Below are 25910 nucleotides of genomic sequence, written 5' to 3'. Positions count from 1 at the left end.
GGAGCTGCGGTCGCGCCAAAGTGGCGCTCCTACATCGGCAATACTAGATCGTCCAGCATCGCCTTGAGGAAGCGCGCAGCCTCGCCACCGGTGCAGGCGCGGTGGTCGAAGGTCAGCGACAGCGGGATCACGCGATGCGATTCGAAGCCGCCGATCACCGGAGTCATCTGGTGGCGGCCACGGCCGGCGGCGACGATCGCCACGCAAGGCGGCACCACGATCGGCGTCGCGTAGCGGCCGGCGAACATGCCGAAATTCGACAGCGAAATCGTGTAGCCGCTGAGTTCGCTGGCAGGGATGCTGCGATCCCCGACCTGCGCGCGCAGGCGATTCACCGCTTCGCGCACGCCGCGTGCGTCGAGCACGTCGGCATTGCGCAACGCCGGCACGAACAGGCCGTCGTCGGTGTCCACCGCAATGCCGATGTCGACGTGTGGGTGCAAGGTGCGGGTGAGTTTGTCGCCGTCGAACCAGGCGTTCAGCGCCGGCACCGCCTTGCACGCGGCGACGATCGCACGCACCAGGCGCACGGTGACGTCGTTGCCGGGTGCCCATGCGTGGATGTCGGCGTCGTCGCTGAGCGTGGTGGCCACCACCTTGGCGTGCGCGTCGGCCATCACCCTGGCCATGTTGCGGCGCACGCCCTTGAGCTGCTCGGGCTGGCCGCTGACCGAGACGCCGGGCGGTTGTGTGCGCATCGGCTTGCCGCTGGCGGACAGCGCGGTGCGCTCGCTTTCCCTTCTACCTCCGGGAGAAGGTGCCCGCAGGGCGGATGAGGGTTCGGAGGAGGATGCAGCAGCACGATGCTCCGCACCCTCACCCCCGGCCCCTCTCCCGGTGGGAGAGGGGAGCAGGGCGCCGGCTTCGCCTGAAGCGGCGCGCTTCACATCATCCATCGTCACCACGCCGTCGCTGCCGCTGCCGCGCACCCGGGCGATGTCGACGCCCAGCTTGCGCGCGGTCGCACGCACCGCGGGCATGGCCTTCACACCGCCCACCGCGACCGCGGCCTCGCTGCGCACCGCATCGGACGATTGCATCGCGCCCACCACGGTTCCGCTGTCGCTGCGCTCGGCTTCGGCCTGCGCCTTCGGCGCGGGCTGTCCGGTCTGCACGATTTCCCCGCCTTCGTCGGACGCGACCACCCGGTCGCCGTCGTCCGGCGCGGGCGTACCGGCACCATGCGATGGACCATGGTGATGGCCGGTGTCCTGGCCCTCGGCACGCTGCGGCTGCTTGGGGTCGATTTCGAATTCGGCCAGCATCGCGCCGGTGACGATCACGTCCCCCGGACCGCCGGCCAGCTTGAGCACCTTGCCCGAGACCGGCGAAGGCACCTCGACCACCGCCTTGGCGGTCTCCATCGACACCAGGTTCTCGTCCAGCCGGATCGTGTCGCCCTCCTTGACGAACCATTCGACGATGGTGGCGTCGGGCAGGCCTTCGCCGAGGTCGGGAAGCTTGAAGGTCTTCTTGTCGGCCATGTGGGTCTTCCGTAGGGCGGGTCTTGACCCGTCGTTTCAAGGTTAGGCAAGGCGGGTCAAGACCCGGCCTACGTCAATCGTCGAGCAATTCGAGTTTGCGCGCCGGGACCCATCCGCTGTCGCCGCGTGCATTTTCCACCCACCACCATCCGGCGAGTTCGCGGTGCAGGGTCAGCACCTCGTCGTGATCGACATCCAGTTCCCTGGTGTCGTAATCCTGCAAGGCGCTGGCCTGGCCGCGCTCGGCGTCGAACAGGGCCGAGGGGACCCAGCCGCCCAGGCCGCTGGCGAGCGCGGTCCAGACGAATTCCGGCCATTCGGTGTCGCGGTCGCCCAGGGTCACGCGGTCGCCGGCCTGCACCTGGATCGCGGCGCGCTCGGGTGCGCGGTGCTGCTCGATCACGCGGGCGCGCCTCAGATCCATACGTCGTCGGCCGCGGTCATCGCGCCGCCCGCATCGCGGGTGTCGAACGTGCCGCGCGGCTCGATCGGCAGCACATGGCATTCGGCCTGCGCATGCGGCCGGTGTTCAACGACGCGGGGTACGAGCAGCATCCCGCCGGCGCCCAGGGTACGCGTCGCGTCGCGGAATTCGATGTGCAGTTCACCCGACTGCACCAGGAATGCCTTGTCGGTGTCGTCGTGCCTGTGCCGGACGAAGTCGCCCTGGATCTTCACCAGCTTGAACATGCGATTCAACGGAATGCCATCGTTGAGTTCCGCGACCACGCGTGGCGACCACGGCGCGTCGATGCGCGCGAGCTGCTCGGCGAAATTGATGGCGGCCGGCATCATGCGTGCGTCACCCCGCAGCCATCGCCCGCTTCGCCGCCGCGACGATCTTGTCCACGCTCGGCAGGTACTTCATTTCCAGGCGGAACAGCGGGATGTGGGTGTCGTAGCCGGTCACACGCTCGACCGGCGCGACCAGGTCGTACATCGATTCCTCGGCCAGGCGCGCGGCGATCTCGGCGCCGAAGCCGGCCGTCTTGGGTGCTTCGTGCACGATCACGCAGCGCCCGGTCTTGCTCACCGATTCGGCGATGGTGGCGAAATCGAGCGGCTTGAGCGTGGCCACGTCGATCACCTCGGCGCTGATGCCGTCCTTCGCCAGGGCTTCGGCCGCTTCCAGGGTTTCCTTGACTTGCGCGCCCCAGGTCACCAGGGTCACGTCGCTGCCATCGCGCAGCACATAGCACACGTCCAGCGGCAGGGCTTCGCCGTCGTCCGGCACCAGTTCCTTGTATTGCCGGTAGATGCGCTTGGGTTCGTAGAAGATCACCGGGTCCGGATCGCGGATCGCCGCCAGCAGCAGGCCGTAGGCGCGCGCGGGCGAGGAGGGCAGCACCACGCGCAGGCCGGGGACATTGGTGAAGATCGACTCGTTCGCTTCGGAATGGTGCTCCGGCGCGCGGATGCCGCCGCCCCAGGGCACGCGCAGCACCATCGGACAAGTCAGGCGGCCGCGGGTGCGGTAACGCAGGCGCGCGGCGTGGCAGACGATGTGATCGATCATCGGATAGACGAAGCCGTCGAACTGCGCTTCGGCGACCGGCCGCATGCCCATCGCGGCCATGCCCACGGCCAACCCGGCAATGGTGGTCTCGTCCAGCGGCGTATCGAGCACGCGCTCGGGTCCGAACACCTGCTGCAGGCCGGCGGTGGCGCGGAACACGCCGCCATTGACACCGACGTCCTCACCCAGCACCACGACCGAGGCGTCCTTGCGCATCTCGTAGGCCAGCGCCTGGGTGATGGCTTCGATCAGGGTGATGGCGGCAGCGGTCACGGGCTGGCCTGCAGTGTTCGTTGCGGGGGCTTGCTTGTTCATGCGCAAGTCTCCCCAGACTCGAGCGTGAGCGTAGGCGATGCAGCCGCCGGAGTCGAAGTACGGTTACCGCTTGAAAAGCGTCCTTCGACTTCGCGCTGCGCGCTACGCTCAGAGCTTGACCAGGACTTGATCCGGGGACGAACGAGTTCCTCGTAGTCTCCAGCGAAGAACGAGCCTCTCATGTGCGCTTCTCCCGTGCAGCGCGGTCCAGCGCGATCGCGGAGGCGCGCTGCGCCAGCAGATCCGGTGGCGGATCGCCGTAGAGATAGTCGAACATCGCCTCGACCGGCTGCACCTTGCTTTCCAGGTAGGCGTTGATCTCCTCGTCGACGCGCCGGCCGCAGTCTTCGATCCACGCCTTTTCCTGCGCGTCGTCCCACAGCTTCTGCCCACCGAGCCAGGTGCGCAGGCGTGGAATCGGGTCGCGCGCCCATGCGGCCTTCACTTCTTCCTCGCCGCGATAGCGGCGCGCATCGTCGGCGGTGGTGTGGTCGTGCAGCCGATAGGTCATGAATTCGATCACGCTGCCGCCTTGGCCGCTGCGCGCGCGATCCATCGCGCGGCGCATGCCTTCGAGTACCGCGATCAGGTCGTTGCCGTCGACCTGCAGGCAGTGCAGGCCGCCGGCGATGCCCTTCTGCGCCAACGTCTTGGCGCCGGTCTGCGCCTTGCGCGGCACCGAGATCGCCCAGCCGTTGTTGATGATGCATTGCACGAACGGCAGGGTGTAGGCGCCGGCCGAGTTGATCGCCGCATAGGTGTCGGTCTTCGACGAACCGCCGTCGCCGCACGCCGTTACCGCCACCCGCGGTTCGCCGCGCAACTTGAACGCCAGCGCTGCGCCGGCCGCGTGCAGGCACTGGGTCGCGATCGGCACGCACCAGGGGAAGTCGTGTCTGGGCACGGCGAAGTCGCTGCCGCGCTCGTCGCCGCCCCAGTACATCAGCACCTCGCGCGGGCGCACGCCGCGCATGAACTGCGCGCCGTACTCGCGGTAGCTGGGGGCGAACACGTCTTCCGGGCGGGTCGAGGCGCCAATGCCGACATGGGTGGCCTCATGTCCCAGGCAGGAGGCGTAGGTGCCGAGCTTGCCGGTACGTTGCAATGCGATCGCCTTGCTGTCGAAAGTGCGCACGAACAGCATCTGCTTGAACAGCGGCAGCAAGGTCTTGGCGTCGAGACCTTCGGGCAAGGCCTGCACCGGCCTGCCTTCCTGGTCCAGATACTGCAGATATTCGATTTCGAAGCTTGCGGCGATGGTCATGCGGGCCCTGCATCGCAGTCGGTACGCGCCGATGATACCCGCAGCCGCCCGCGCGACCGTTGCGCAATGCCGCAAGCGCAGAACGCGGCCCGAAGGCCGCGTCCGTGTGGCAACCTGCGCCCTAGGGCACGCCGACGATGCGGTTGATATAGGTGTCCGTATTGTCGCTGCCGTCCGGATCCTCGCCCAGCGCATCCACTTCCGCGGCGAGACTGAACGAGCCAGTGGCGTCGGGGCGTGCCGGGATCGCGATGTCGAACCGCAGGCGCTGCGCGGTCCCGACCGCGAGCGAGCCGGTCGACGTGCAGCGCGCGGCGAAGCCGTCGCCGTCGCCGTCGACCGTGCACTGCCAGCCCGCGGGTGCCGCAATCGAGACGTTCGCCGATGGCGCATCGCCACTCAGCAGCAACACAGGTTGCCAAGCGACATCCGGGCCGGCGTTGCGAATGGTGGCGGCGAACGACGCGGTGCGGCCGTAATGCAGCTTCTTGCCCGGACCCGCGAGCGAAACAGACAGGTCGGCGAGCGCGTCCACTGCGATGCCGGCGTCGTCGTGGTTGTTGACGCTGTCCGGGTCGTAGCTTTCGGCATCGACCGACGCGGCCAGCGTGACGGTGCTTCCGATGGCATCGACCGGCGCAGTCGCCTGCAGAGCGAACGTCGCTTCGGCTTGAACACCCAGGGAAGTGTCGGCACACGCCACGACGGTGGTTCCGTTGGTGATGCCCGGCGCATCGCAGGACCAGCCCGCGGGCGCGGTGACGACTACGTCCTCCAGCACGGCATCGAACGCGAAGCCCACCCCCGGATAGGACGCCTGCGAACCACCGTGGTTGTGCACGGCCACCTGCCACTGCATCGCATCACCCGCGCGCACCGACGCCTGCGCCGCGGCCACGTCGACCGACAGATCGGCGCTGGCGATGCTGAAGTAGGCGATGGCCGGATCGTGGTCGGCCAGGCGCGAAGCGCTGTCCGGATTGCTGCGATTGGTCTCCGGGAAGTCCGCGTTGATGCGCGCGTGGTCGAGCGCATACGCACCCACCGCTGCGCCCAGCGCCTGGTTGATCAGGATGTGATCGAGCGACTGCGCATTGCCATCGAACTCGAACGAATAACGCTGGTCCTCCGGCTCCAGCACGTACAGGTTGAGCAGGTCCGGATCGACCAGGTCGACGCCGTCACCGGTCACTGCGGTGGCTGCGTCGGCGGATGGCAGGCCGGTCACGGTGCCCATCGCATCGGTCAGCCCATCGTTGAACTCGAAGGCGTTGAAGTCGCCGGCCACCGCGATGTTGCGCTCCGGATCGGCTGCCTGCATCGCCTGCAGCTGCGCGGCGAGATAGTCGGCCTGGCGCTGGCGTTTGGCGCGCACGCGTTCGCCGCCGGCCGTATCGTCGTCGGCGCCATTGAGCGAGCGCTGGTGCACCACCACCGCGGTCAGCGGCACCGCGCGGCCATCGGCGTAATGGATCACGGCGTCGAGCTGCAGCGGCGGGCGGTCGTTGAGCAGGCTCACCGCGCCCGACGGCTCGGTCCAGGTAACGTCCTTGCCCAGCTGGACGACCTGGTCCACCTGCACGCGCGCAACGCCTGGACGCACCTCGCCGGCCTTCACCAGGAAGCCCACGTCGATGCCGCCCACGTCGTTGCCCTCCTCCAGGTAGGCGACGTAGGCCGGATCGGGCTGGCCCGCGGCGATCGCATCGGCATTGATCTTCGCGGCCAGCGCCTGCAGCGTGGCCAGGTTCTCCATCTCCACCACGCCCACGATGTCGGGCGCATGCAGGAAGTCGCGGATTCCCAGTGATGCCTTGTGCAGGCGCGTGGCGAAGGCGGCCGGCGTCAGCACGGCTTCATCCACGGCGGGATCGTTCACCGTGTCGAAGAAGCGCTCCAGGTTGTAGCTGGCGAACGTGAACTCATCCGGCGTCGGCGCGCGCGCGGCCGAAGGGGCGGGACCCTGTGTGATTGTCGTCGCCACCGTCGGATCCTGGTGCACGCTGTAACGGCGGAAGCCGTAGTCCAGCGGGCCGACGTAGTTGCTCAGCGTGGCGCCCACGGCGAGTTCGTAACGCTGGCCGCCGAGTGCGTCGGTGTCGCTGAACAGCAGTTCGGGGTTGAAGTCCCAGCGCGGGATCGGCGGGATGCTGCCGCCGCCCGGTGCCGGATCGGGCGCCTGGATGCCCGGCTCGCGGAACGGCCGCGGCGTGCCGGTGACCACCAGGTTGAGCTGGCCGTTGCTGCTGCCGGTGGCATTGGCTTCGCTCACGTTGCCCGCGGTGGCCGCGACCACGGTGAAGCTGGCCGCGGTGACGCGCATGCCCTCCACGCGCTCGAGTTGGTCGAGCGGCCCGGATGGGCTCGGGAAATCGGGCGTCAGCACGACCGGCGTCGGCAGGGCGTTGCCCGCGCTGACGAAGGTCACGGTGGGGCTGCCGATTTCGGTCAGGTTGAGCTGGCCCGGATCGGCCGACGGCAGGAACTCGAGCACCGTGCCCTGCACGATGACGGCATTGCCGATCTGCGCGGCGGCCGGCGGTGCGCTGCCGGTGAAGACGAACACGCCTTCGGAGGTTGCAGGATCGGCATCGGCTTCGGCATCGGGCGTCTGTACGAAGAAGCCGTTGCTGCGGCGACCGGTCACGATGCCGCGCGTGGCGACCTGCTGGCCCACCAGCGGCGAGGTGTCCGTCGTACCCTGGATCGCGTGGATGGCGACGGTGGCGATGTCGTCGTTGGCGATGGTGCCGGTGGCGTGCGCCCTTGCGACCGTTGCGCCGGTGGCACCGGTGATGTCGACGAAGAAGGTCTCGTTGTCCTCGGTGACGTCGTCGCCGAGCACGACCACGCCGATGGTGACCGAGGTTGCGCCCTCGGCAATGATCGCGGTGTCCGCTTCGGCGGTGTAGTCGGAACCCGCCGTGGCGGTGCCGTCCGCGGTGGCATAGGTCACCACCACGCCGCCGCTGCCGGCCGGCCGGTTGAGCGAGAGGGTGAACAGGAATTCGGTGCTGCTGCCAGCGCCGCCTTCCGAGGCGCTGACGTCGCCGATGGACAGCGCCGGTTCGCCGCTGCCGCCGCAGGGATTAAGCGGGCTTGCGGTGTCGCGTGGGGCCGGGGCAACGGCGGCGAAGTCCACGCCGTTGTGGTCGCTGTCGGTGCAGCCGGCTTGTGCGCGCACTGCCGCCGTGCTGTTGCTCAGCGCCGGCGCGGGCGAGGCGCCTTCGAAGTAGTTGGCGCCGCCGAACCCGACCAGGTCCAGGATCCGCGCGCTCTGTTCGGCCGAGCAGGGCGTACTGCCGCCGTTGCAACCCAGGCTGGTCGTGCCCTCGGCCAGCACCACCTTCCCGGCACTGCCGGACATGTTGATGGTGCCGCTGGCATCGGTCGCGGGCAGCGGTTCGCCGACGCTGCCGCTGGCAAGCCCGACCAGGTAGTACTGCCCCGGCTGCAGGGCGACGTCCGGCAACGCGACCAGCAATCCCGAATTCGCGCCGAAGTTGCCGGTGCCCGTCGCGCTGGTGTACTGCAGCGATTTGCCCGCCAGCGGGATCGCCTGGTCGCCGCGGTTGAACAATTCGACGAAGTCGCGGTTGTAGGGCGCCCCGGTGTTGCCGCCGCCGCCATAGACCTGGCTGATGGCGAGCTGCGCATGTGCGGATGCCGCGGCGCAGGACAGGACGAAGGCCAGCGCAAGCCGGCGTGCAAGTCGATTCATTCGAAGCATCCCCTCGTGGAAGACGGGCAGCTGCCTGCGCCCGCCGGACGCGGGATTCTGCCCGAGCCGGATTGCCGTTGCATGACTGCGCCCCACGCAGCTGCGGTACCCTGATCGCCATGAGCATCGACCAGAACGAACGCCCGCTCGAGGCCGGCATCCACACCGATCTGTCCGGGCGGATGACCTATGCCGGCTACCTGCGGCTGGACCGGTTGCTGGCGGCGCAGCAGCCGCTGTCGGACCCGCCGCACCACGACGAGATGCTGTTCATCGTCCAGCACCAGGTTTCGGAGCTGTGGCTGAAACTGCTGATGCACGAGCTGTCGGCGGCCATCGGTCACCTGCACAACGACCGCGTGTGGCAGTTCGGCAAGGTCACGGCGCGCTGCAAGCGCGTGCTCGAACAGCTCACCGCGCAGTGGTCGGTGCTGGAAACGCTCACGCCCTCGGAATACATGGAGTTCCGGCACATCCTGGGTCCGTCCTCCGGGTTCCAGTCGCTGCAGTACCGCAGCGTGGAATTCTTGATGGGCAACAAGAACGCCAACATGCTGCGGGTGTTCGCGCACGATCCCGAAGGCCAGCAGGCGCTGCGCGAGAAACTCGAGGCGCCAAGCCTGTACGACGAGTTCCTGCGTTACCTCGCCCGCTGGGGCCATGCGGTGCCGGACCGCCACCTGCAGCGCGACTGGTCGAAGCCGCATGTGCTCGATCCGGAGCTGGTGCGGGTGTTCGAGCGCATCTACGAGGACACCAACCGCTACTGGCGCGAGTACGCGCTGTGCGAGGACCTGGTCGATCTGGAAACCCAGTTCCAGCTGTGGCGCTTCCGGCACATGCGCACGGTGATGCGGATCATCGGCTTCAAGCGCGGCACCGGCGGTTCCTCGGGCGTCGGCTTCCTCAAGCAGGCGCTGGAACTGACCTTCTTCCCCGAACTGTTCGAAGTGCGCACGAGCATCGGCCCCGACGACGGGTACGGCGGCGCGCCGGCGCAGCGCGACGCCGGCGCGTGAACCCAACCGCGTTCGCGCACGATTGCGCGGGCGCGTTGCTGGTGCGTGGCGACGAGGTTCTGCTCGGAAGGCGCAGTGCGGCCCGTACCTGGCTGCCGGGCGCGTGGGACGTGTTCGGCGGGCATATCGAAGCTGGCGAAACGCCCGATGGCGCGCTGCGCAGGGAGTTGCTCGAGGAACTGGGGGTGCATGCCGTCGCCATGCGCGAACTCGGGCTGTTGGAGGCACAGGACGGCGGCTGGCGCTTGCGCCTGTTCGCCGTGGATGCGTGGGAGGGCGAGCCGGCCAACCGGCAGCCGGAGGAACATGTCCAGCTGCGCTGGATGCAGCGCCAGGACGCGTGCGCACGCCTGGCGCCCGCGCATCCGGGCTTCGCCGCGATGATCGATGCGGCATTGGCTGGGGCTCCGCCGCATGGCGGAGGAAGTGCGGCGACGGCATGAAGACCCGCCCGTAGCTGAAATCGATCGGGTGCCCAGGCGTAGATGCGCTGCGTGGGGCGCGCTATTCCACAGCGCTCGTGTTGCGCTGCAACACCCGTGACGGTTTGACGCACCGCGTCGCCGCGGGCCATTCTCGCGCGTCCCCGCGCCGCGGGCACTGTTTCCTGAACACGATCACGGGGGATCCTGCCGCATGAGTTCCACCACCAACGTCGAACCCTCCGGTCCGGGCATGCACGCACCACCGGGCGGCACCCAGCCGCCTGCCTTCGCCACCGTCCTGGGCCATCCGCGTCCGTTGTGGATGCTGTTCATGACCGAGTTCTGGGAACGCTTCGCGTTCTACGGGATCCGCTGGGCGCTGGTGCTGTACATCGTGGCCGAGTTCCATGCCGGCTCAGGCACCGGAGAGGCGCCCGCCAACAGCATCTACGGCGCCTACCTGGCGCTGGTGTACGCGGCGGCGATCTTCGGCGGCTATGTCGCCGACAAGGTGATCGGTTACCAGCGCTCGATCCTGCTCGGCGCAGTGATCATGGCGGCGGGATTGTTCATGATCGCGATGCCCAGCGAGGAGATCTTCAAGCTCGGCCTGGCCACCATCATCGCCGGCAACGGTCTGTTCAAGCCGAACATCTCGACCATGGTCGGCAAGCTCTACACCACGGCCGACCCGCGCCGCGATTCGGGCTTCACCATCTTCTACATGGGCATCAACCTCGGCGCGATGCTGTCGCCGATCCTCACCGGCTGGCTGGCCGCCCGCGTGTTCGGGACCGAGGCGATGCCCGACTACAAGGTGGTGTTCATCACCGCCGGCATCGGCATGCTGATCAGCTTGCTCTGGTTCTGGTTCGGACGCCGGCAGCTGGAGGGCATCGGCCGGCCGATGGCGGGAGACGAGAACAAGCTGCGCGTGCTGTACACGCTCATCGGGGCGCTGCTCGCGATCCCGGCGATCTACTTCCTGTTGACCATCGATGCGGGCACGCTCAACTGGTGGGTGCTGACGCCGATGTTCGTCGCGCTGTGCGTGCTGATCATGGCCGAGGGCATCCGCGAGGGCGCGGTGCAGCGCGATCGTGCGCTGGCGATGCTGATCATCTTCGTGTTCAACATCCTGTTCTGGATGTTCTTCGAGCAGGCCGGCAGCTCGTTCAACTTCCTGGCCGAAAAGATCGTGGATCGCGATTTCGGCGGCTGGATCTTCCCGGTCGGCTGGTTCCAGTCGGTCAACTCGCTGGCGATCATCACCGTCGCGCCGGTGCTGGCGTGGCTGTGGATCCGCATGGGCAGTGCCAATCCGTCGATCCCGCGCAAGTTCGGCCTGGGGCTGATCTTCAACGGGCTGGCCTTCCTGCTGCTGATGTTCGCGCTGTCGAGCCTGGTCGACGACTTCGGCAAGATCCCGTTCTGGACGCTGTTCATGGTCTACGTGATCCAGTCGGTCGGCGAGCTGTGCCTGTCTCCGATCGGCCTGTCGATGGTGACCAAGCTGGCGCCGCTCAAGCTGGTCGGATTCGGCATGGGCGGGTGGTTCCTGTCCACCGGGATCGGCAACAACCTTTCGGGCATCTTCGCCAGCAGCGTCAGCGGCGAAACCGGGATGACGGTGGCCTCGGCCCATGCCGGCTACACCTTCGGGTTCTGGCTGCTGATGGGCGCGGGCGTGCTGCTGTTCCTGATCGCGCCGCTGATCCAGCGATTGATGCACGGCGTGAAGTAGGCATCGATCCGATGCGCCGGAAACGGCGGCCTGACGGCCGCCGTTTTCGTTGCAGCCACCACGACGCTTTCGCCAACCTGGCCTGCAGGAGCCCGAGCATGAACCGTCGCGATTTTCTGATCACCGCGTCTGCCGCAGGTATCGGTGCCGCCCTCCCGTGGAGCCAGGCCCGGTCAGCGCGTGGCGAGCGTCTGCGCCTTGCCATGATCGGGACCGGGATGCGCGGGCAGTCGCAGCTCGGTCCACTGCTGAGCCGCGACGATGTCGACCTGGTGGCCATCTGCGACACCCAGCAGGTCATGATCGATCGCGCGCTGGCCATCATCGAGTCGGCCGGCAGGCCGAAGCCGCAGGTGCATGGCAGCGACGGCGACGTCAACGCGTGGAAACGCGTGCTCGACCACAAGGGCCTGGACGGCGTGCTGATCGTGACGCCGTGGGAGTGGCATGCGCCGATGGCCATCGCGGCGATGGAAGCGAAGATCCCGGTCGGCTGCGAGGTCGTCGCCGGCATCACCCTGGCCGACCACTGGGACGTGCTGCGCACCCAGCTGCGCACCGGCACCCCCTACATGCTGATGGAAAACGTCTGCTATCGCCGCGACGTGATGGCCGTGCTGCAGATGGTGCGCGCCGGCCTGTTCGGCGAGCTCGTGCACCTGCAGGCCGGTTACCAGCACGACCTGCGCGCGGTGAAGTTCAACTCCGGCGATCCCGACCAGCCTTACGGCAGCGGCGTGGAGTTCGGGCCCGGTGCGTTCTCCGAAGCCCAATGGCGCACGCAGCATTCGATCGAGCGCAACGGCGAGCTGTATCCCAGCCACGGCATCGGCCCGGTTGCGATGTACGCCAACATCCATCGCGGCAACCGCTTCACCCATCTCAACGCCTTCTCCACCAAGGCGCGTGGGTTGCACGACTACATCGTCAAGCATCCCAAGGGCGGACCGCAGCACCCGAATGCAAAGCTCGGTTTCAAGCTGGGCGACGTGGTCACCACCACGCTGCGCTGCGAAAACGGCGAAACCATCCTGCTGCAGCACGACACTTCATTGCCGCGCCCGTATTCGCTGGGCTTCCGCGTGCAGGGCACCGAAGGGCTGTGGATGGACCTCAACCAGTCGATCCATGTCGAAGGTCGCAGCGAGGCGCACAAATGGGAGAACGCGCAGCAGTACTACGACCAGTACGACCACCCGCTGTGGAGGAAGTACGCCGACCAGGCCGCCGGCGCCGGCCACGGCGGCATGGACTGGTTCGTGATCCACGCCTTCGTGGAGGCGCTCAAGGCCGGCGACCCGATGCCAATCGACATCTACGACGCGGTCGCGTGGAGCGCAATCACGCCGCTGTCCGAGCAGTCGATCGCCGAGGGCTACCGAACGCTGGAGTTCCCCGACTTCACCGAAGGCAAATGGAAGGACCGCAAGCCGATCTTTGCCTTTGACGACCGCTATTGAGTAGGTCGGGGTTACGCCCCCGACGCGCGCGGTCCGGACAGCCGGCGTCGGCGCGGTAGCGCCGACCTAGGCCGCATCGCCCTTCGTCGCCGACAGCCGCGCGTCGGCCATCGCCATCGCCGCGAGTCCGGCTTCGGCGCGGATCTCGTCGGCGTCCAGGCGGTCCAGCAGGCGATAGAGCAGGGCGCGGTCGGCCTCGTCGAAGCCCTCCAGCAGGCGAGCCTCGAACGCCAGCGCGGTGGGGGCGACCGCGTCGTAGATCCGGTAGCCGCCCTCGCTCAGGGTCAGGACCGAGCGGCGGCGGTCGTCGCCGTGGGTTTCGCGGTCCAGCCGACCGGCGGCGATCAGCCTGGCCACCGCGCGGCTCACCGCGACCTTGTCCATCGCCGTGCGGTCGGCGACCTCGTTCGCCGACAGGCCCGGAAAGCGGCCCAACACCGCGATCACCCGCCATTCGGTAATGCTCAGGCCGAAGCGGTCGCCATAGATCCCCGAGATCGCATGGCTGATGCGGTTGGAGAGCACCGACAGGCGATAGGGCAAAAACCGCTCGAGCGCGAGCACGGCGTGATCCGGGCCGCGGGGAGGAGAATCGGAAGCGGGCGCATTCGAGGCCGTCATGCTGGATCAACTCCTTGCAACTGGTTGCACATGAAACTATAAAGTAGAATGGGCGATGGCCCGGCGGATCCGTCCGCACGTAAGGCCGCATCGCCCGCCAGGCAACACCGTAGCAGCAGGAGACCGTCATGAGCGCGCAACCCCGGACCGCCACCCCCAACCTGGGCATGCAGGTCACCACCTTCGAGAACCCGATGGGCATCGACGGGTTCGAATTCGTCGAGTTCGCCGCACCCGAAGGCCAGGGCGAGGCGATGCACGATTATTTCCGGCGCATGGGCTTCAGCGCCGTCCTGCGCCACAGGACGCGCCCGATCACCGTATACCGCCAGGGCGGAGTGAACTTCCTGCTCAACGAGGATCCGGACTCGTTCGCGGGCGATTTCGCCAAGGCGCATGGGCCGAGCGCCTGCGGCTTCGCGATCCGCTTCACCAAACCGGCCAGCGAGGTGTACGACATGGTGCTGGCGAACGGTGGCGAAGCGCCGGCGGGTCGGGTCGATACCAAGGCGGTCGACGCCCCGGTGGTCAACGGCATCGGCGACTGCATGCTCTACCTGGTCGACCGCTACGGCGACCGGGGATCGATGTACGAGGACTACCTGCCAGTGCAGGGTGCGGAATTGCATCCGCAGGGATTCGGCCTGACCTTCATCGACCACCTCACCCACAACCTGTACTTCGGCAACATGCAGAAGTGGTCGGACTACTACGAGAAGCTGTTCAACTTCCGCGAGATCCGCTACTTCGACATCAAGGGCGCCAAGACCGGCCTGGTCTCCAAGGCGATGACCGCGCCCGACGGCATCGTCCGCATCCCGCTGAACGAGTCGAGCGACCCGAAGAGCCAGATCAACGAATACCTCGACGCCTACAAGGGCGAGGGCATCCAGCACATCGCGCTGTTCACCGACGACATCTACGCCACGGTGGAGAAGATGCGCGAGCAGGGCATCGCCTTCCTCGACACGCCGGATGCGTATTTCGAGGTGATCGACCAGCGCGTGCCCGATCACGGCGAGGACGTGGCGCGTCTGGCCCGGAACAAGATCCTGATCGACGCCGACCCGGAGACCAAGCAGCGCAAGCTGCTGCAGATCTTCACCCAGAACGCGTTCGGCCCGATCTTTTTCGAGATCATCCAGCGCAAGGGCAACGAGGGCTTCGGCGAAGGCAACTTCCAGGCGCTGTTCGAGAGCATCGAACGCGACCAGATCAAGCGCGGCGTGTTGTAGGGTTTCTGGCCCCTCTCCCCTCGGGAGAGGGGCGGGGAGAGGTTGCGGTCAAGTGACGATCATCAAGCCGCCGCTGCCAACTCGTGCGCTGGCAAATGCACGCGACTTGCGACATGAGTCGACCGGTGCTGAGCGCAATCTTTGGCAGCATCTTCGGGCCGGGCGACTGGATGGCAGGAAGTTCCGACGACAGCACCCTATGGGCTGGCGTGTCCTTCGCTTCTGGGATCATGATGCACTGGCACGTACTGAAGCCGTTTTCGACGCGATCTGGAAGGTCGTCGCTGCGCCGAACCCTCTCCCCAACCCCTCTCCCGTCGGGAGAGGGGCTTTAGAGCCGAGTCCATGAACATCGTCACCGAAGACAACGTCATCCACATGCCGCAGCGCGACGCGCGCGGCGCCCACACCAGCTACATGAGCGGCTTCGGCAACGAGTTCGCTACCGAAGCGTTACCGGGCACGCTGCCGCAAGGGCAGAACTCGCCGCAGCGGGTGGCCCACGGGCTGTATGCCGAGCAGCTGTCCGGCACCGCGTTCACTGCACCGCGCAGCGAGAACCGGCGCAGCTGGCTGTACCGGATCCGGCCTGCAGCGATGCACGGCACCTTCGTGCCCTATGCGGACGAGCACACATCGGGAACGCCCGCAGCGCATCGCGCTTTCCACAACGATTTCGGCGATGGTCCGGTCACGCCCGACCAGCTGCGCTGGGATCCGTTGCCGGTACCCGAGACGCGGGTCGATTTCATCGATGGTCTGTACACGATGGCCGGCAACGGTTCGCCCGCCGGTCAGCAGGGTGTGGGCATCCATCTGTATGCCGCCAGTCGCTCGATGGACGGGCGCTACTTTTACGATGCCGATGGCGAACTGCTGATCGTCCCGCAGCAGGGCCGGCTGCGTATCGCCACCGAGCTGGGCGTGCTGGATGTCGAACCCCAGGAAATCGCGGTGATTCCGCGCGGCATCCGCTTCCGGGTCGAACTGCCCGACGGACCCTCGCGCGGCTACGTGTGCGAAAACTTCGGCGCCCTGATGCGGCTGCCGCAGCTGGGGCCGATCGGAAGCAACGGCCTGGCCAATCCGCGCGATTTCCTGACCCCGCATGCCGCATACGAGGATCTCGAAGGCGACTTCGAGCTCATCGCCAAGTTCCAGGGCCACCTGTGGCGCACGACCATCGACCATTCGCCGCTGGACGTGGTCGGCTGGCATGGCAACTACGCTCCGTACAAATACGACCTGCGCAGCTTCAATACCATCGGCTCGATCAGCTTCGACCATCCGGACCCGTCGATCTTCACCGTGCTGACCTCACCCAGCGATACGCCCGGCACCGCCAACCTGGACTTCGCCATCTTTCCGCCGCGCTGGCTGGTGGCGCAGCACAGCTTCCGCCCGCCGTGGTTCCACCGCAACGTGGCCAGCGAATTCATGGGCATCGTGCACGGCGTGTACGACGCCAAGGCCGAAGGCTTCGCCCCCGGCGGCTGCTCGCTGCACAACTGCATGAGCGGGCACGGCCCGGATGCGCAGACCTTCGACAAGGCCAGCCACGCCGACCTGTCGCAGCCGGATGTCATCCGCGACACGATGGCCTTCATGTTCGAGACGCGCGGTGCGCTCCGGCCCACGCAGCAGGCGCTCGATGCGGCGCACCGGCAGCGCGACTACCAGGCGTGCTGGGCGGGCTTGCAGAAGCGGTTCGTTGCGCCGGAGTGAAGGACCCGACCCGCGTTCGCGAAGGATTCACCGCACTCGCTTAGGCTGCAGGCTCCGCAGGAACACGGAGTCGACATGTCACGCACCTTCCTGATGCTCGCACTGGTGGCTTCGCTCGCCGCCTGCACCGCCGAGCGCGCACCCGTCGCCGCCGAACCGCAGCCGGCGCCGGTAACCGACCAGCCGGCGGAAGACGTGCCCCCGGCCACCGCGCCGGCAGCGATGCAGATCGAGCCGGAAACCGCGACCGATGGCGTGGCGCAGAACAGTGGTCCGGATGGCGACCGGGACCTGGCGCGCTTCGACGGCTATGGCGATGTCCGCTTTGGTACCGCGGCCGCCGATATGGAGCGGGCCTGGGGCGGGCGACTGGCGACCCTCGGCAAGGAGGGCAACGAGAGCTGCTATTTCATGACCCCGACCTGGGTGGAGATGCCTGCCGAGTTCAATTTCATGATCGGCGACGGCAGGTTCGCGCGCTACGGCACCGAGAGCGACAGGTTCACCGCGCCCGGCGGCGGCAGGGTCGGCATGACCAAGGGCGAGATCGCGAAGCGCTATGACGGGCGCATCGAGGAACGGCCGCACAAATACACCGATGGCCAGTACCTGCGCATCACCGATCCGGCCGGCGGCAAGGGTGTGCTGGTCTTCGAGACGGACGGCAAGGCCGATGCCGCGGCCGTAACCGAATGGCGCGTGGGCCTTGCCCCCGAGGTCGATTACGTCGAAGGGTGTTCCTGAGACAAGTGTGTTCTGAAGCAGGGAGTCTCGCCGGCGGGCTGATGTCGCCGCCTATACTGCGGCGATGACCTCCGATCCCGGCATCCTCGAGCGTGCCAAGCACGGACTGTCGGAATTCTTCCGGCTCGAGTCCGCCGGCGGCATCCTGCTGATCGCCGCCGCCGCGCTGGCGCTGGTATGCGCGAACTCGCCGCTGGAGGAGTTCTACGACGGGTTCCGCGAGCTTCCCGTCGCGGTGGTGATCGGCGAGCTGCAGATCGCCAAGCCGCTGCTGCTGTGGATCAACGACGGGCTGATGGCCATCTTTTTCCTGCTGGTCGCGCTAGAGATCAAGCGCGAGGCGCTGAGCGGTCAGCTGTCCAGCCGCGACCAGCTGGCGCTGCCGCTGCTGTGCGCGGTCGCCGGCGTCGCGGTACCTGCCGCGATCTTCTGGTGGATCAACCGCGACGATCCGGTAGCGATGCAGGGCTGGGCGATTCCGGCGGCCACCGACATCGCCTTCGCCCTCGGCATCCTGTCGCTGCTCGGCCCGCGCGTGCCGATCGGAATGAAGCTGCTGTTGTCGACGATCGCAGTGGTCGACGACCTGGCCGCGATCGTCATCATCGCGGTGTTCTACACCAGCGGGATGTCGATGGCCGCGCTGGCCTGGGCCGGGGCCGCGATCGCCCTCATGTTCGTGCTCAACCGGCGCGGGGTCCGGGCGCTCACGCCCTACCTGCTGCTCGGCATCGTGGTCTGGGTGTGCGTGCTGAAGTCGGGCGTGCATGCCACCCTCGCCGGCGTCGTCACCGGGCTGATGATTCCGCACTACGACCGGCGCAATGCCATCGACGACGCCTCCGAGTATTCGCCGCTGGAGACCCTGGAGCATGCGCTGCATCCCTGGGTCGCGTACCTGATCCTGCCAGTGTTCGCGTTCGCCAACGCCGGACTCGCGCTGGGCGGATTCGCGCCACGGGACGTGCTGGCGCCGGTGCCGTTGGGCATCGCGCTGGGACTGGTCCTGGGCAAGCCGGCGGGCGTGGTCGGCGCTGCGATGCTCGCGCGTGCCTTGGGCATCGCGCGGTACCCGGACGGCATGGACTGGCGCGCCATGATCGGGCTCGGCCTGCTGTGCGGGATCGGTTTCACCATGAGCTTGTTCATTGCCTCGCTGGCCTTCGCCGACGACGGCGACCTGTTCCAGGCCTCGGTACTCGGCGTGCTGTGCGCGTCGGTGATCGCCGCCGTCGCCGGTTACGCGTGGCTGCGGGCGACGCTGCGCGAGGGAACGGCGCAGGACGCGGGTTAAACTCGCGGCAGTTCCGTTCGAGCTTGTGCCGATGCCCTCATTGCCGCATATGCCGCAACGCGCAGCGATCATCGTCCTGTTGCTGCTGACCCCGGCCCTCGCCCTCGCGGCAACGCCGGGTGCCGTCGATCTGACTGCGCATTGGGCCGGTTACGCCGCGATGGCGATTTTCGCCCTGGCCTACGTGTTCGTGGTCGCCGAGGAGTTCACCGGGCTGCGCAAGTCGCAGCCGGTGATGCTGGCCGCCGGTGCGATCTGGGCGCTGCTGGCGATCGCCGCGACGGGTCTTGGGCATGGCGAAAGCGTGCACGAGGCCGTGCGCGAGTACCTGCTCGAGTTCGGCGAACTGCTGCTGTTCCTGCTCGCCGCGATGACCTATGTCAATGCGATGAGCGAACGCAATCTGTTCGAGGCCCTGCGCCTGCAGCTGCTGAGGCGTGGTTTCGGCTACCGCCAGCTGTTCTGGATCACGGGCACGCTGGCGTTCTTCCTTTCGCCGATCATCGACAACCTCACCACCGCGCTGGTGATGTGCGCCGTGGTGCTCGCGGTCGGCCGCGACAGTCCCAAGTTCGTGGCGCTGGCGTGCATCAATATCGTCGTGGCGGCGAACGCCGGGGGCGCCTTCAGCCCGTTTGGCGATATCACCACGCTCATGGTGTGGCAGCGGGGCATCGTCGGCTTCTGGACCTTTTTCGCGCTGTTCCTGCCGTCGCTGGTCAACTGGCTGGTGCCGGCGGCGCTGATGCACTTCGCGCTGCCTGGCGGGCAGCCGGCCGCGAGTCAAGGCAGCGTCCGGCTCAAGCGCGGGGCATGGGTCATCGTCGGTTTGTTCGTGGTCACCATCTTCCTGGCCGTGTCGTTCCACAACTTCCTGCATCTGCAGCCATTCATGGGCATGATGACCGGGCTGGCGCTGCTCAAGCTTTATGGCTGGCACCTGACCCGGGTCGCGCGCGGCCTCCAGGCGGACGAGTTCGCGCGTGAGGGTGCACCGGGCGATGTGGATGCCTTCGACAGTTACGAGCAGGTGGCGCGCGCGGAGTGGGACACGCTGCTGTTCTTCTTCGGCGTGATCATGTGCGTGGGTGCGCTCGGCTATTGCGGCTATCTGGCGCTGGCCTCGCAGTGGTTCTACGGCGATCTGGGACCGACCAAGGCGAACATCCTCGTCGGTCTGGCGTCTTCGATCCTGGACAATATCCCGATGATGGTTGCGGTGCTGCAGATGCAGCCGCAGATGGACACCGGGCAGTGGCTGCTGGTCACGCTCACGGCCGGCGTGGGCGGCAGCCTGCTCTCGATCGGTTCGGCTGCCGGCGTCGCGCTGATGGGGCAGGCGCACGGCCAGTACACATTCTTCAGCCACCTGCGCTGGACCTGGGCGATCGCCCTGGGCTACGCGGCCAGCATCGCGGTGCATCTGCTGCTGAACGCGCGTTATTTCACGGGCGGCTAGACCGGTGCGGCACGCCCTGGTATTCGGCGCAAGCGGCCAGATCGGCCGGCCGCTGCTCGACCTGCTGCAGGCCGCCGGTTGGCGGGTCACCGCGCTCAGCCGCGAGTCGCGCAGCGACGAGCCCGGTCTGCATTGGCTGCAGGGAGAATTCGCGCAGCTGCCCGCGTTGCCACGCGGCGTGGACGCGATCTTCAGCTGCGGCCCGCTGGATTCGTTCTCGCACTGGTACGCGAAGGCCGCGCCGGACGCAGCGCGCGTCGTCGCCTTCAGTTCCACCAGCGCCGACGTCAAGGCGGATTCGGCCGATGTGGACGAACGCGATGTGGCGCTGCGCCTGCGGATGGCCGAGGCGCGCATCCTCGACAGCGCCCGCACACGCGATGCAGGCGCGACCCTGCTGCGTCCCACGCTGGTGTACGGCGCGGGGCGCGACCGCACGCTGGCCCGCATTGCCGGGCTGGCGCAGCGATGGGGGCGATTCGTGCTGCCGCGCAGGGCCAACGGGCTGCGCCAGCCGGTGCACGTCGACGATCTCGCCGATGCCGCCTTCCGTGCCAGTGCGACGCCCGCAACCGCGGGCAACACCTACGCGCTGCCCGGGGGCGAGACGTTGCCCTATCGCGAAATGGTGACAAGGGTGCTGGCGACGCTGCGGCCGCCGCCGCCGCTGATCGAATTGCCCGCGCCGCTGTTCGCGCTGGCCCTGAAGACGGCCCAGTCGCGCGGCATCGCCACCGGCCTGGGGCAGGCCGCGGTGGACCGCATGCGCAGCGACCTGGTGTTCGACATCGAGCCGGCGCGCCGCGACTTCGGCTACGCACCGCGACCGTTCCATCCGCAGCGCGGCATGTTCGAATCGCGCTGACGCGCCCGCATTCCTACAGGCACGTCCCTACAGATCGGTTGCAGGTACCGCGGTGCGCGATCTGGCCAACGCCCGCAGCGCGATCACCAGCACTCCGCCCAGCACCATCGCGCCGCCGAGCCAGAGCCGCGGACCCGGTCGGTCGCCCCAGAACGCGATGCCCAGACCCACTGCGAGCATGGGCGAGAGCAGCAGCCACGGCGTCACCTGCGCCACCGGATGCCGCTGCACCAGCACGTAGTACAGACCGTGCCCCAGCAGCGACGCGACGTACGCGGCGAAGGCCGCACCGAACCAGGCCACCCAGCTCGCATCGGCCAGCGCGGCAAAGCCGCCAGGCTCCCACCATGCGCTGATCGCCAGCAGCGGCAGCAGGCTGATCAGCGCCATCCATCCCTGCTGGCTGCGCACGTCGATGCCGCGCAGCGGTTTCATCAGCACCGTGCCCACCGCCAGGAACATCGCAGCGCCGAGCATCAACAGCAGGGATGCCGGGCGGTCGAGCACCAGCGGATCGAACCCCAGCACCAGCACCCCGGCGAAGCTCAGCGCGATCGCCGTGCCGGTACGCCAGCCGAAGCGTTCTCCCAGCCACCACCACGCCAGCACCGTGGTCATCGGCACATAGCTCTGCATCACGATCGCGGGCGAGGACAAGTCGCCTGCCAGCTTCAGCGCGGTGAAGCTGAGGCCGAAATGAAGCACGCCCACGCACAGGCATACCGCGAGCAGCCGCGGCCATTGCCCGGGTGGCGGGCGGCGCACGAACGGGAGCAGCGGCACGGCCAGCAACGCGAACCGCAACGCGGTGAACAGGAAAGGCGGCAGCTCGCGCAGCGCGAGCGCCGAAGTCAGGATGTTCACCGACCAGGCCACGACGATCAGCAGCACCAGCACGATGTCGCGCGGAGGCAGGGCGTGCGCGCGCACCGGTGCGTTCAAACGGGCCGGCGCCGGCTCACCACGGCGTGTTCACACCGCGGACTCACCAAGTCAGGCCAAGCCGCCGATAGGCCTTGGCCAGGATCCAGGCCGGACCGATCAGCAGATAGCGCAGGTCGGTGAAGAAGCTTGGACGCTTGCCCTCGAACAGCTTGCTGTGGCCCACGAACTGCGCGATCCAGGCCAGCACGAACACGCCCGCGGCCGCCACGAGCAGGCCCTGCGTGCCCAAGACCAGATGCAGCCAGCGTGTGAGCCAGGCCAGCGCCACGAACACCAGCAGCATGCCGAAGCCCAGCCGGCGCGATGCGCGGAAATAGAACATCCACGCGGCGAACATCGCCAGCGCGGCCCAGAACCCCGGCAGGAACCACGTGCCGGGCACCGGAATGCACCACAACAGCGCGATCACGCTCCACAGGATGGCAGGCACGGCGAAGACGTGGATCCACTGGTTGGTGTCGTTGCGATGGTCGCCGGAATAACTGGCGAACCAGCGATCGATCGGACGGTCGGTCGCATCGGATTGCGTGTTCATCGCGGCGCTCCGCTGAAGGGCCGACGCCAGCATAGCGCCTGTGCCAGTGCTCTCATGCGCGAAGGCGGGCCGTGAGAAGCACTGGGTGTCAGGGACCGGCGAGCGAGTGCAGTCCGCCGCTGCGGCGGCCCGAAATCAGTCGCGTCGGGAAAGGCCGGCGGGTGCGGTCAATCGACCGAGATGCCCGCCAGGCGTTCCAGCGCCTCGGCGTACTTGGCCCGGGTGCGTTCGATCACCTCGGGCGGCAGGCGTGGACCCGGCCACCGCTTGTCCCAGTCCAGCGTCTCCAGGTAATCGCGCACGAACTGCTTGTCGTAGCTGGGCGGACTGGTGCCGACCTGATACTGGTCCGCGGGCCAGTAGCGTGAGGAGTCCGGCGTGAGCATCTCGTCCATCACGTACAGGCGCCCATGCGCATCGGTACCGAATTCGAACTTGGTGTCGGCCAGCAGGATGCCGCGCCCGGCCGCGTAGTCGCGCGCAAAGGCGTACAGGCGCAGGGTGGCGTCGCGCACCTGTTCGGCCAGTTCGGCGCCGACCTTGCGCACCATGGTGTCGAAGTCGATGTTCTCGTCGTGATCGCCCACCGCCGCCTTGGTGGATGGAGTGAAGATCGCGTGCGGCAGCTGTTCGGCCTGGCGCAGGCCGTCAGGCAGGGCGATGCCGCTGACCCGGCCGGTGCGCTGGTAGTCCTTCCAGCCGCTGCCGATGAGATAGCCGCGGGCGATGGCTTCCACCGGCACCGGCTTGAGCTTGCGGGTCACCACCGAGCGCTGCGCATACAGCGCCGGGTCGACGCCAGCTGGCAGCACCGAGGCCACGTCGATGCCGGTGAGGTGGTTGGGCATCAGATGCGCGGTTTTGCCGAACCAGAAGTTGCTGATCTGGCACAGCATTTCGCCTTTGCCGGGAATCGGGTCGGGCAGCACCACGTCGAACGCGCTCAGGCGGTCGGTGGCGACCATCAAGAGCAGATCGTTGCCCAGGTCGAACACATCGCGCACCTTGCCGCGGTGGCGCAGGGTCAGTGCGGGAAGGTCGGCTTCGAGCAGGGTGGTCGCCACGTGCGCGGGGTCATCGGTCGCGGGGCGTCGTAGTGTACGCCGCCGCGCCTGTAAACTGCGGCGATGGAACGATGGTATGGCAAGCTGCTCGGGGTGATCGCTGGCGCGCTGCTGCTGCGCGGCAACCCGCTGTTCGGCGGGCTCGTGGGCCTGATCGTGGGCCACGCCTTCGACGCCGATTGGTTCCGCAGCCCGCGCGACAACCCCTACCGCGTGCTCGGCCTGGATGCCGAGGCCAACCAGGCGGAAATCGACCTGGCCTACCGGCGCCTGATGAGCCAGTACCACCCGGACCGCTTCGCCGGCGCCGCGCCGGAACTGCGGCGCCAGGCGGAGACCAAGGCGCGCGCCATCAATTCGGCCTACGACCGCATCCAGCAGCTGCGCAAGCGCAAGGACTCCTGAGCCCATGCAACCGACCGTGATCGCCCCTTCCATCCTGTCGGCGGACTTCGCCAGGCTGGGTGAGGAAGTCGACGCCGTGCTCGCCGCGGGCGCGGACTGGGTGCACTTCGACGTGATGGACAACCATTACGTGCCCAACCTGACCATCGGGCCGCTGGTGTGCGAAGCGCTGCGCAAGCACGGCGTGACCGCGCCGATCGACGTGCACCTGATGGTGGAGCCGGTGGACCGGATCGTGCCGGACTTCGCAAAGGCCGGTGCCACGGTGATCAGTTTCCATCCCGAGGCCAGCCGCCACGTGCACCGCACCGTCCAGCTGATCAGGTCCGAAGGCTGCCAGGCCGGCCTGGTGCTCAATCCGGCCACGCCGGTCGAGGTGCTGAACTACGTGCTCGAGGAACTGGACCTGGTGCTGCTGATGTCGGTCAATCCCGGCTTCGGCGGCCAGGCGTTCATCCCGTCGGCGCTGGACAAGCTCCGCGCCGTGCGCGCCAGGATCGACAGCTGCGGCAAGCCCATCCGTCTGGAGATCGATGGCGGGGTCAAGCCCGACAACATCGCGCAGATCGCCGCGGCGGGCGCAGACACCTTCGTCGCCGGTTCGGCGATCTTCGGCCATCCCGACTATGCGGACGTGGTCAGGCGGATGAAGGCTGCGGTTGCGGCGGTGCGCTAGCTTCAGCGCGCACGGGAGGCGCGAAAAAGCCGATGCCTTGCGGCATCGGCTCGGTGAAGATGGAGACATCCTGTCTCCGCGTTTCGTCCTTGGCTATGACCTTTCACGCTACGCCGGGATTGTGACGGGCTAGCGACAGCGGCTGGTCCGTCGCGCGCTGCGGCGCGTTGTCACTTTCATGCGCTTGCGATGCCAACGCGGCGCGGCTATGACCTTCAACACTACGCCGGAATTGTGACGTGTAGGCGACAGCGGCGGGTTCATTGCGCGCTGCGGCGCGTTGTATTCCGCGGCACTTGCCTTGCCAGCGCGGCGCGAATAGGCAGGCGTACGCGTTCACCTGCGCGCACGCGCCGCTGCGCTAGCCTGCGCGCATGGGCGACTCCCCGAAGCGCTGGCGCCTGATCCTCAACGGCAAGTCGGCAGGCGACGAGCCACTGCGCGCCGCGGTGGCCGCGATGCGTGCACGCGCCATAGCGCTGAGCGTGCAGGTGACCTGGGAAGCCGGCGACGCCGAACGCTACGTGGCCGAAGCGATCGCTGACGGCATCGACACCGTTATCGCAGCCGGAGGCGACGGGACGCTCAGCGCAGTGGCCACTGCGCTCGCGCACCGCGACGAGGGCGCCGATGCGCTGCCCACGCTCGGCCTGGTGCCGATGGGCACGGCCAACGACTTCGCCGATGCCGCGCAGATCCCCGAACCCGTCGCCGATGCGTTCGATCTGATCCAATCCCAACCTGCGCGACCGATCGACCTGCTCAAGCTGGTGGCCAATGGTTCCGTGCACTGGGCCGCCAACCTGGCCAGCGGAGGCTTCGGAACCCAGGTCACGGTGGACACGCCCGATGGCATGAAGAAGCTGCTTGGCGGCCTGGCCTACCTGGTGACCGGCATGTCGAAGCTCGGGCGGATCGAGCCGCTGCGGGCGCGGATCCATGGGCCCAGGTTCGAATGGGAAGGCGGGTTCATCGCGCTGGGCGTGGGCAACGGCCGGCAGGCGGGCGGCGGGCAGGCGCTGTGCCCGGATGCGCGGATCGACGACGGGCTGCTGGACGTGACGATCGTGCCCGAGCTCGAAGGCGAGGTGGCGGCGACGCTCGCCACCATGTTGACCGACGGCAGGCACGCCGCTTTGGATCGCATCGCCACCCGTCGTCAGCTGTCGTGGCTGGAAATCGACGCGGTGGAACCGATCGTGCTCAACCTGGATGGCGAACCGGTGGAATCGGGCCATTTCCGCATCGACTGCGTGCCCGGACGCGTGCGCATGCATCTGCCGCCGGACTGCCCACTGCTTCTAAATCGATAGTCAAACCCCGGCGGATGCGGCCCACGGCGCTTCGTGGCTACAACCACAGAGGTGGATTGGGTACATTAGCTTGCATGACGC

24 protein-coding genes are annotated in these 25910 nt (G+C 67.7%); 14 read left to right on the top strand and 10 right to left on the bottom strand.

The features are described from left to right. Nucleotides 1-29: 29 nt before the first annotated feature. The 6 genes from MC380_RS16105 to MC380_RS16080 all read right to left on the bottom strand — a co-directional run bounded on the left by MC380_RS16105 (nt 30) and on the right by MC380_RS16080 (nt 8300). Nucleotides 30-1484: a dihydrolipoamide acetyltransferase family protein gene (locus MC380_RS16105; protein ID WP_242165899.1), complete on the bottom strand. Its 1455-nt coding sequence runs from the start codon at nt 1482-1484 to the stop codon at nt 30-32. Between the two features lie 73 nt (nt 1485-1557). Further along, on the bottom strand, nt 1558-1908 hold the full coding sequence (locus MC380_RS16100) for an SH3 domain-containing protein (RefSeq protein ID WP_242165896.1): 351 nt from the start codon (nt 1906-1908) through the stop codon (nt 1558-1560). Continuing rightward, entirely contained in the window at nt 1899-2279 is a 381-nt protein-coding gene (locus tag MC380_RS16095) for a cupin domain-containing protein (RefSeq protein WP_242165894.1), read from the bottom strand. The genes MC380_RS16100 and MC380_RS16095 overlap by 10 nt, the downstream gene beginning before the upstream one ends. A gap of 7 nt (nt 2280-2286) precedes the next feature. Beyond that, nucleotides 2287-3315 (bottom strand): alpha-ketoacid dehydrogenase subunit beta, encoded by a 1029-nt coding sequence (locus tag MC380_RS16090; protein WP_242165892.1) that lies wholly within the window; start codon nt 3313-3315, stop codon nt 2287-2289. Between the two features lie 178 nt (nt 3316-3493). Continuing rightward, nucleotides 3494-4579, bottom strand: a complete 1086-nt coding sequence (pdhA, locus tag MC380_RS16085; RefSeq protein WP_242165889.1) for a pyruvate dehydrogenase (acetyl-transferring) E1 component subunit alpha — start codon at nt 4577-4579, stop codon at nt 3494-3496. Between the two features lie 121 nt (nt 4580-4700). Continuing rightward, on the bottom strand, nt 4701-8300 hold the full coding sequence (locus tag MC380_RS16080; protein WP_242165888.1) for a Calx-beta domain-containing protein: 3600 nt from the start codon (nt 8298-8300) through the stop codon (nt 4701-4703). A 119-nt stretch (nt 8301-8419) separates the two neighbouring features. Between MC380_RS16080 and MC380_RS16075 the strand changes: the two genes are divergently transcribed. The 4 genes from MC380_RS16075 (at nt 8420) to MC380_RS16060 (ending at nt 12948) form a co-directional block, all read left to right on the top strand. Then, the gene (locus MC380_RS16075) at nt 8420-9319 is read left to right on the top strand and encodes a tryptophan 2,3-dioxygenase family protein (RefSeq protein WP_242102652.1); all 900 of its coding nucleotides are present in this window, start codon (nt 8420-8422) and stop codon (nt 9317-9319) included. Next, complete coding sequence (locus MC380_RS16070) at nt 9316-9762, top strand: NUDIX hydrolase (protein WP_242102653.1); 447 nt, start codon at nt 9316-9318, stop codon at nt 9760-9762. Before MC380_RS16075 ends, MC380_RS16070 begins: the two co-directional genes overlap by 4 nt. Before the next feature lie 232 nt (nt 9763-9994). After that, complete coding sequence (locus MC380_RS16065) at nt 9995-11488, top strand: oligopeptide:H+ symporter (RefSeq protein ID WP_242102976.1); 1494 nt, start codon at nt 9995-9997, stop codon at nt 11486-11488. Nucleotides 11489-11586: 98 nt separating this feature from the next. Next, complete coding sequence (locus MC380_RS16060; protein WP_242165885.1) at nt 11587-12948, top strand: Gfo/Idh/MocA family oxidoreductase; 1362 nt, start codon at nt 11587-11589, stop codon at nt 12946-12948. 66 nt (nt 12949-13014) lie between these two features. Here the strand turns inward: MC380_RS16060 and MC380_RS16055 are convergent, their stop codons facing one another. Further along, complete coding sequence (locus MC380_RS16055) at nt 13015-13569, bottom strand: MarR family winged helix-turn-helix transcriptional regulator (RefSeq protein ID WP_242102655.1); 555 nt, start codon at nt 13567-13569, stop codon at nt 13015-13017. A 128-nt stretch (nt 13570-13697) separates the two neighbouring features. Between MC380_RS16055 and hppD the strand changes: the two genes are divergently transcribed. The 7 genes from hppD (at nt 13698) to MC380_RS16020 (ending at nt 20891) form a co-directional block, all read left to right on the top strand. Next, the gene (gene hppD, locus MC380_RS16050) at nt 13698-14804 is read left to right on the top strand and encodes a 4-hydroxyphenylpyruvate dioxygenase (RefSeq protein ID WP_242102656.1); all 1107 of its coding nucleotides are present in this window, start codon (nt 13698-13700) and stop codon (nt 14802-14804) included. A gap of 52 nt (nt 14805-14856) precedes the next feature. After that, a complete protein-coding gene (locus tag MC380_RS16045; protein WP_242165883.1) occupies nt 14857-15153 on the top strand; it encodes a DUF559 domain-containing protein in 297 nt (98 codons plus the stop codon). Between the two features lie 29 nt (nt 15154-15182). After that, nucleotides 15183-16529 (top strand): homogentisate 1,2-dioxygenase, encoded by a 1347-nt coding sequence (gene hmgA / locus MC380_RS16040; protein ID WP_242165956.1) that lies wholly within the window; start codon nt 15183-15185, stop codon nt 16527-16529. Between the two features lie 75 nt (nt 16530-16604). Beyond that, nucleotides 16605-17273, top strand: coding sequence for a lectin (locus tag MC380_RS16035; RefSeq protein ID WP_242165879.1), 669 nt, complete (start codon nt 16605-16607; stop codon nt 17271-17273). Nucleotides 17274-17337: 64 nt separating this feature from the next. Continuing rightward, nucleotides 17338-18567 carry a Na+/H+ antiporter NhaA gene (gene nhaA / locus MC380_RS16030; RefSeq protein ID WP_242102658.1) on the top strand — a complete coding sequence of 410 codons (1230 nt, stop codon included), beginning with the start codon at nt 17338-17340 and terminating at the stop codon, nt 18565-18567. A 49-nt stretch (nt 18568-18616) separates the two neighbouring features. Next, nucleotides 18617-20026, top strand: coding sequence for a sodium:proton antiporter NhaD (gene nhaD, locus MC380_RS16025; protein ID WP_242165878.1), 1410 nt, complete (start codon nt 18617-18619; stop codon nt 20024-20026). Nucleotides 20027-20030: 4 nt separating this feature from the next. Beyond that, complete coding sequence (locus MC380_RS16020) at nt 20031-20891, top strand: NAD-dependent epimerase/dehydratase family protein (protein ID WP_242165876.1); 861 nt, start codon at nt 20031-20033, stop codon at nt 20889-20891. 27 nt (nt 20892-20918) lie between these two features. On the opposite strand, the gene MC380_RS16015 is transcribed toward MC380_RS16020, so the two are convergent. The 3 genes from MC380_RS16015 to MC380_RS16005 form a co-directional block, all read right to left on the bottom strand. Next, nucleotides 20919-21833, bottom strand: coding sequence for a DMT family transporter (locus MC380_RS16015; RefSeq protein ID WP_242165874.1), 915 nt, complete (start codon nt 21831-21833; stop codon nt 20919-20921). A gap of 43 nt (nt 21834-21876) precedes the next feature. After that, on the bottom strand, nt 21877-22371 hold the full coding sequence (locus MC380_RS16010) for an Mpo1-like protein (protein WP_242165872.1): 495 nt from the start codon (nt 22369-22371) through the stop codon (nt 21877-21879). A gap of 167 nt (nt 22372-22538) precedes the next feature. Then, nucleotides 22539-23435 (bottom strand): phosphoribosylaminoimidazolesuccinocarboxamide synthase, encoded by an 897-nt coding sequence (locus tag MC380_RS16005; RefSeq protein WP_242102662.1) that lies wholly within the window; start codon nt 23433-23435, stop codon nt 22539-22541. A gap of 63 nt (nt 23436-23498) precedes the next feature. Between MC380_RS16005 and MC380_RS16000 the strand changes: the two genes are divergently transcribed. The 3 genes from MC380_RS16000 (at nt 23499) to yegS (ending at nt 25829) form a co-directional block, all read left to right on the top strand. After that, nucleotides 23499-23840, top strand: a complete 342-nt coding sequence (locus MC380_RS16000) for a DnaJ domain-containing protein (protein ID WP_242102663.1) — start codon at nt 23499-23501, stop codon at nt 23838-23840. 4 nt (nt 23841-23844) lie between these two features. After that, complete coding sequence (gene rpe / locus MC380_RS15995; protein ID WP_242102664.1) at nt 23845-24516, top strand: ribulose-phosphate 3-epimerase; 672 nt, start codon at nt 23845-23847, stop codon at nt 24514-24516. Nucleotides 24517-24890: 374 nt separating this feature from the next. Then, the gene (gene yegS / locus MC380_RS15990) at nt 24891-25829 is read left to right on the top strand and encodes a lipid kinase YegS (protein WP_242165869.1); all 939 of its coding nucleotides are present in this window, start codon (nt 24891-24893) and stop codon (nt 25827-25829) included. Nucleotides 25830-25910: the final 81 nt, after the last annotated feature.

Origin of the sequence: Lysobacter sp. M15 (genome assembly GCF_022662515.1) — a bacterium.
Classification (GTDB): Bacteria; Pseudomonadota; Gammaproteobacteria; order Xanthomonadales; family Xanthomonadaceae; genus JAKPBU01.
Note: the sequence above shows the minus strand (reverse complement) of the source record. Positions and strands in the feature narration are given on the sequence as shown.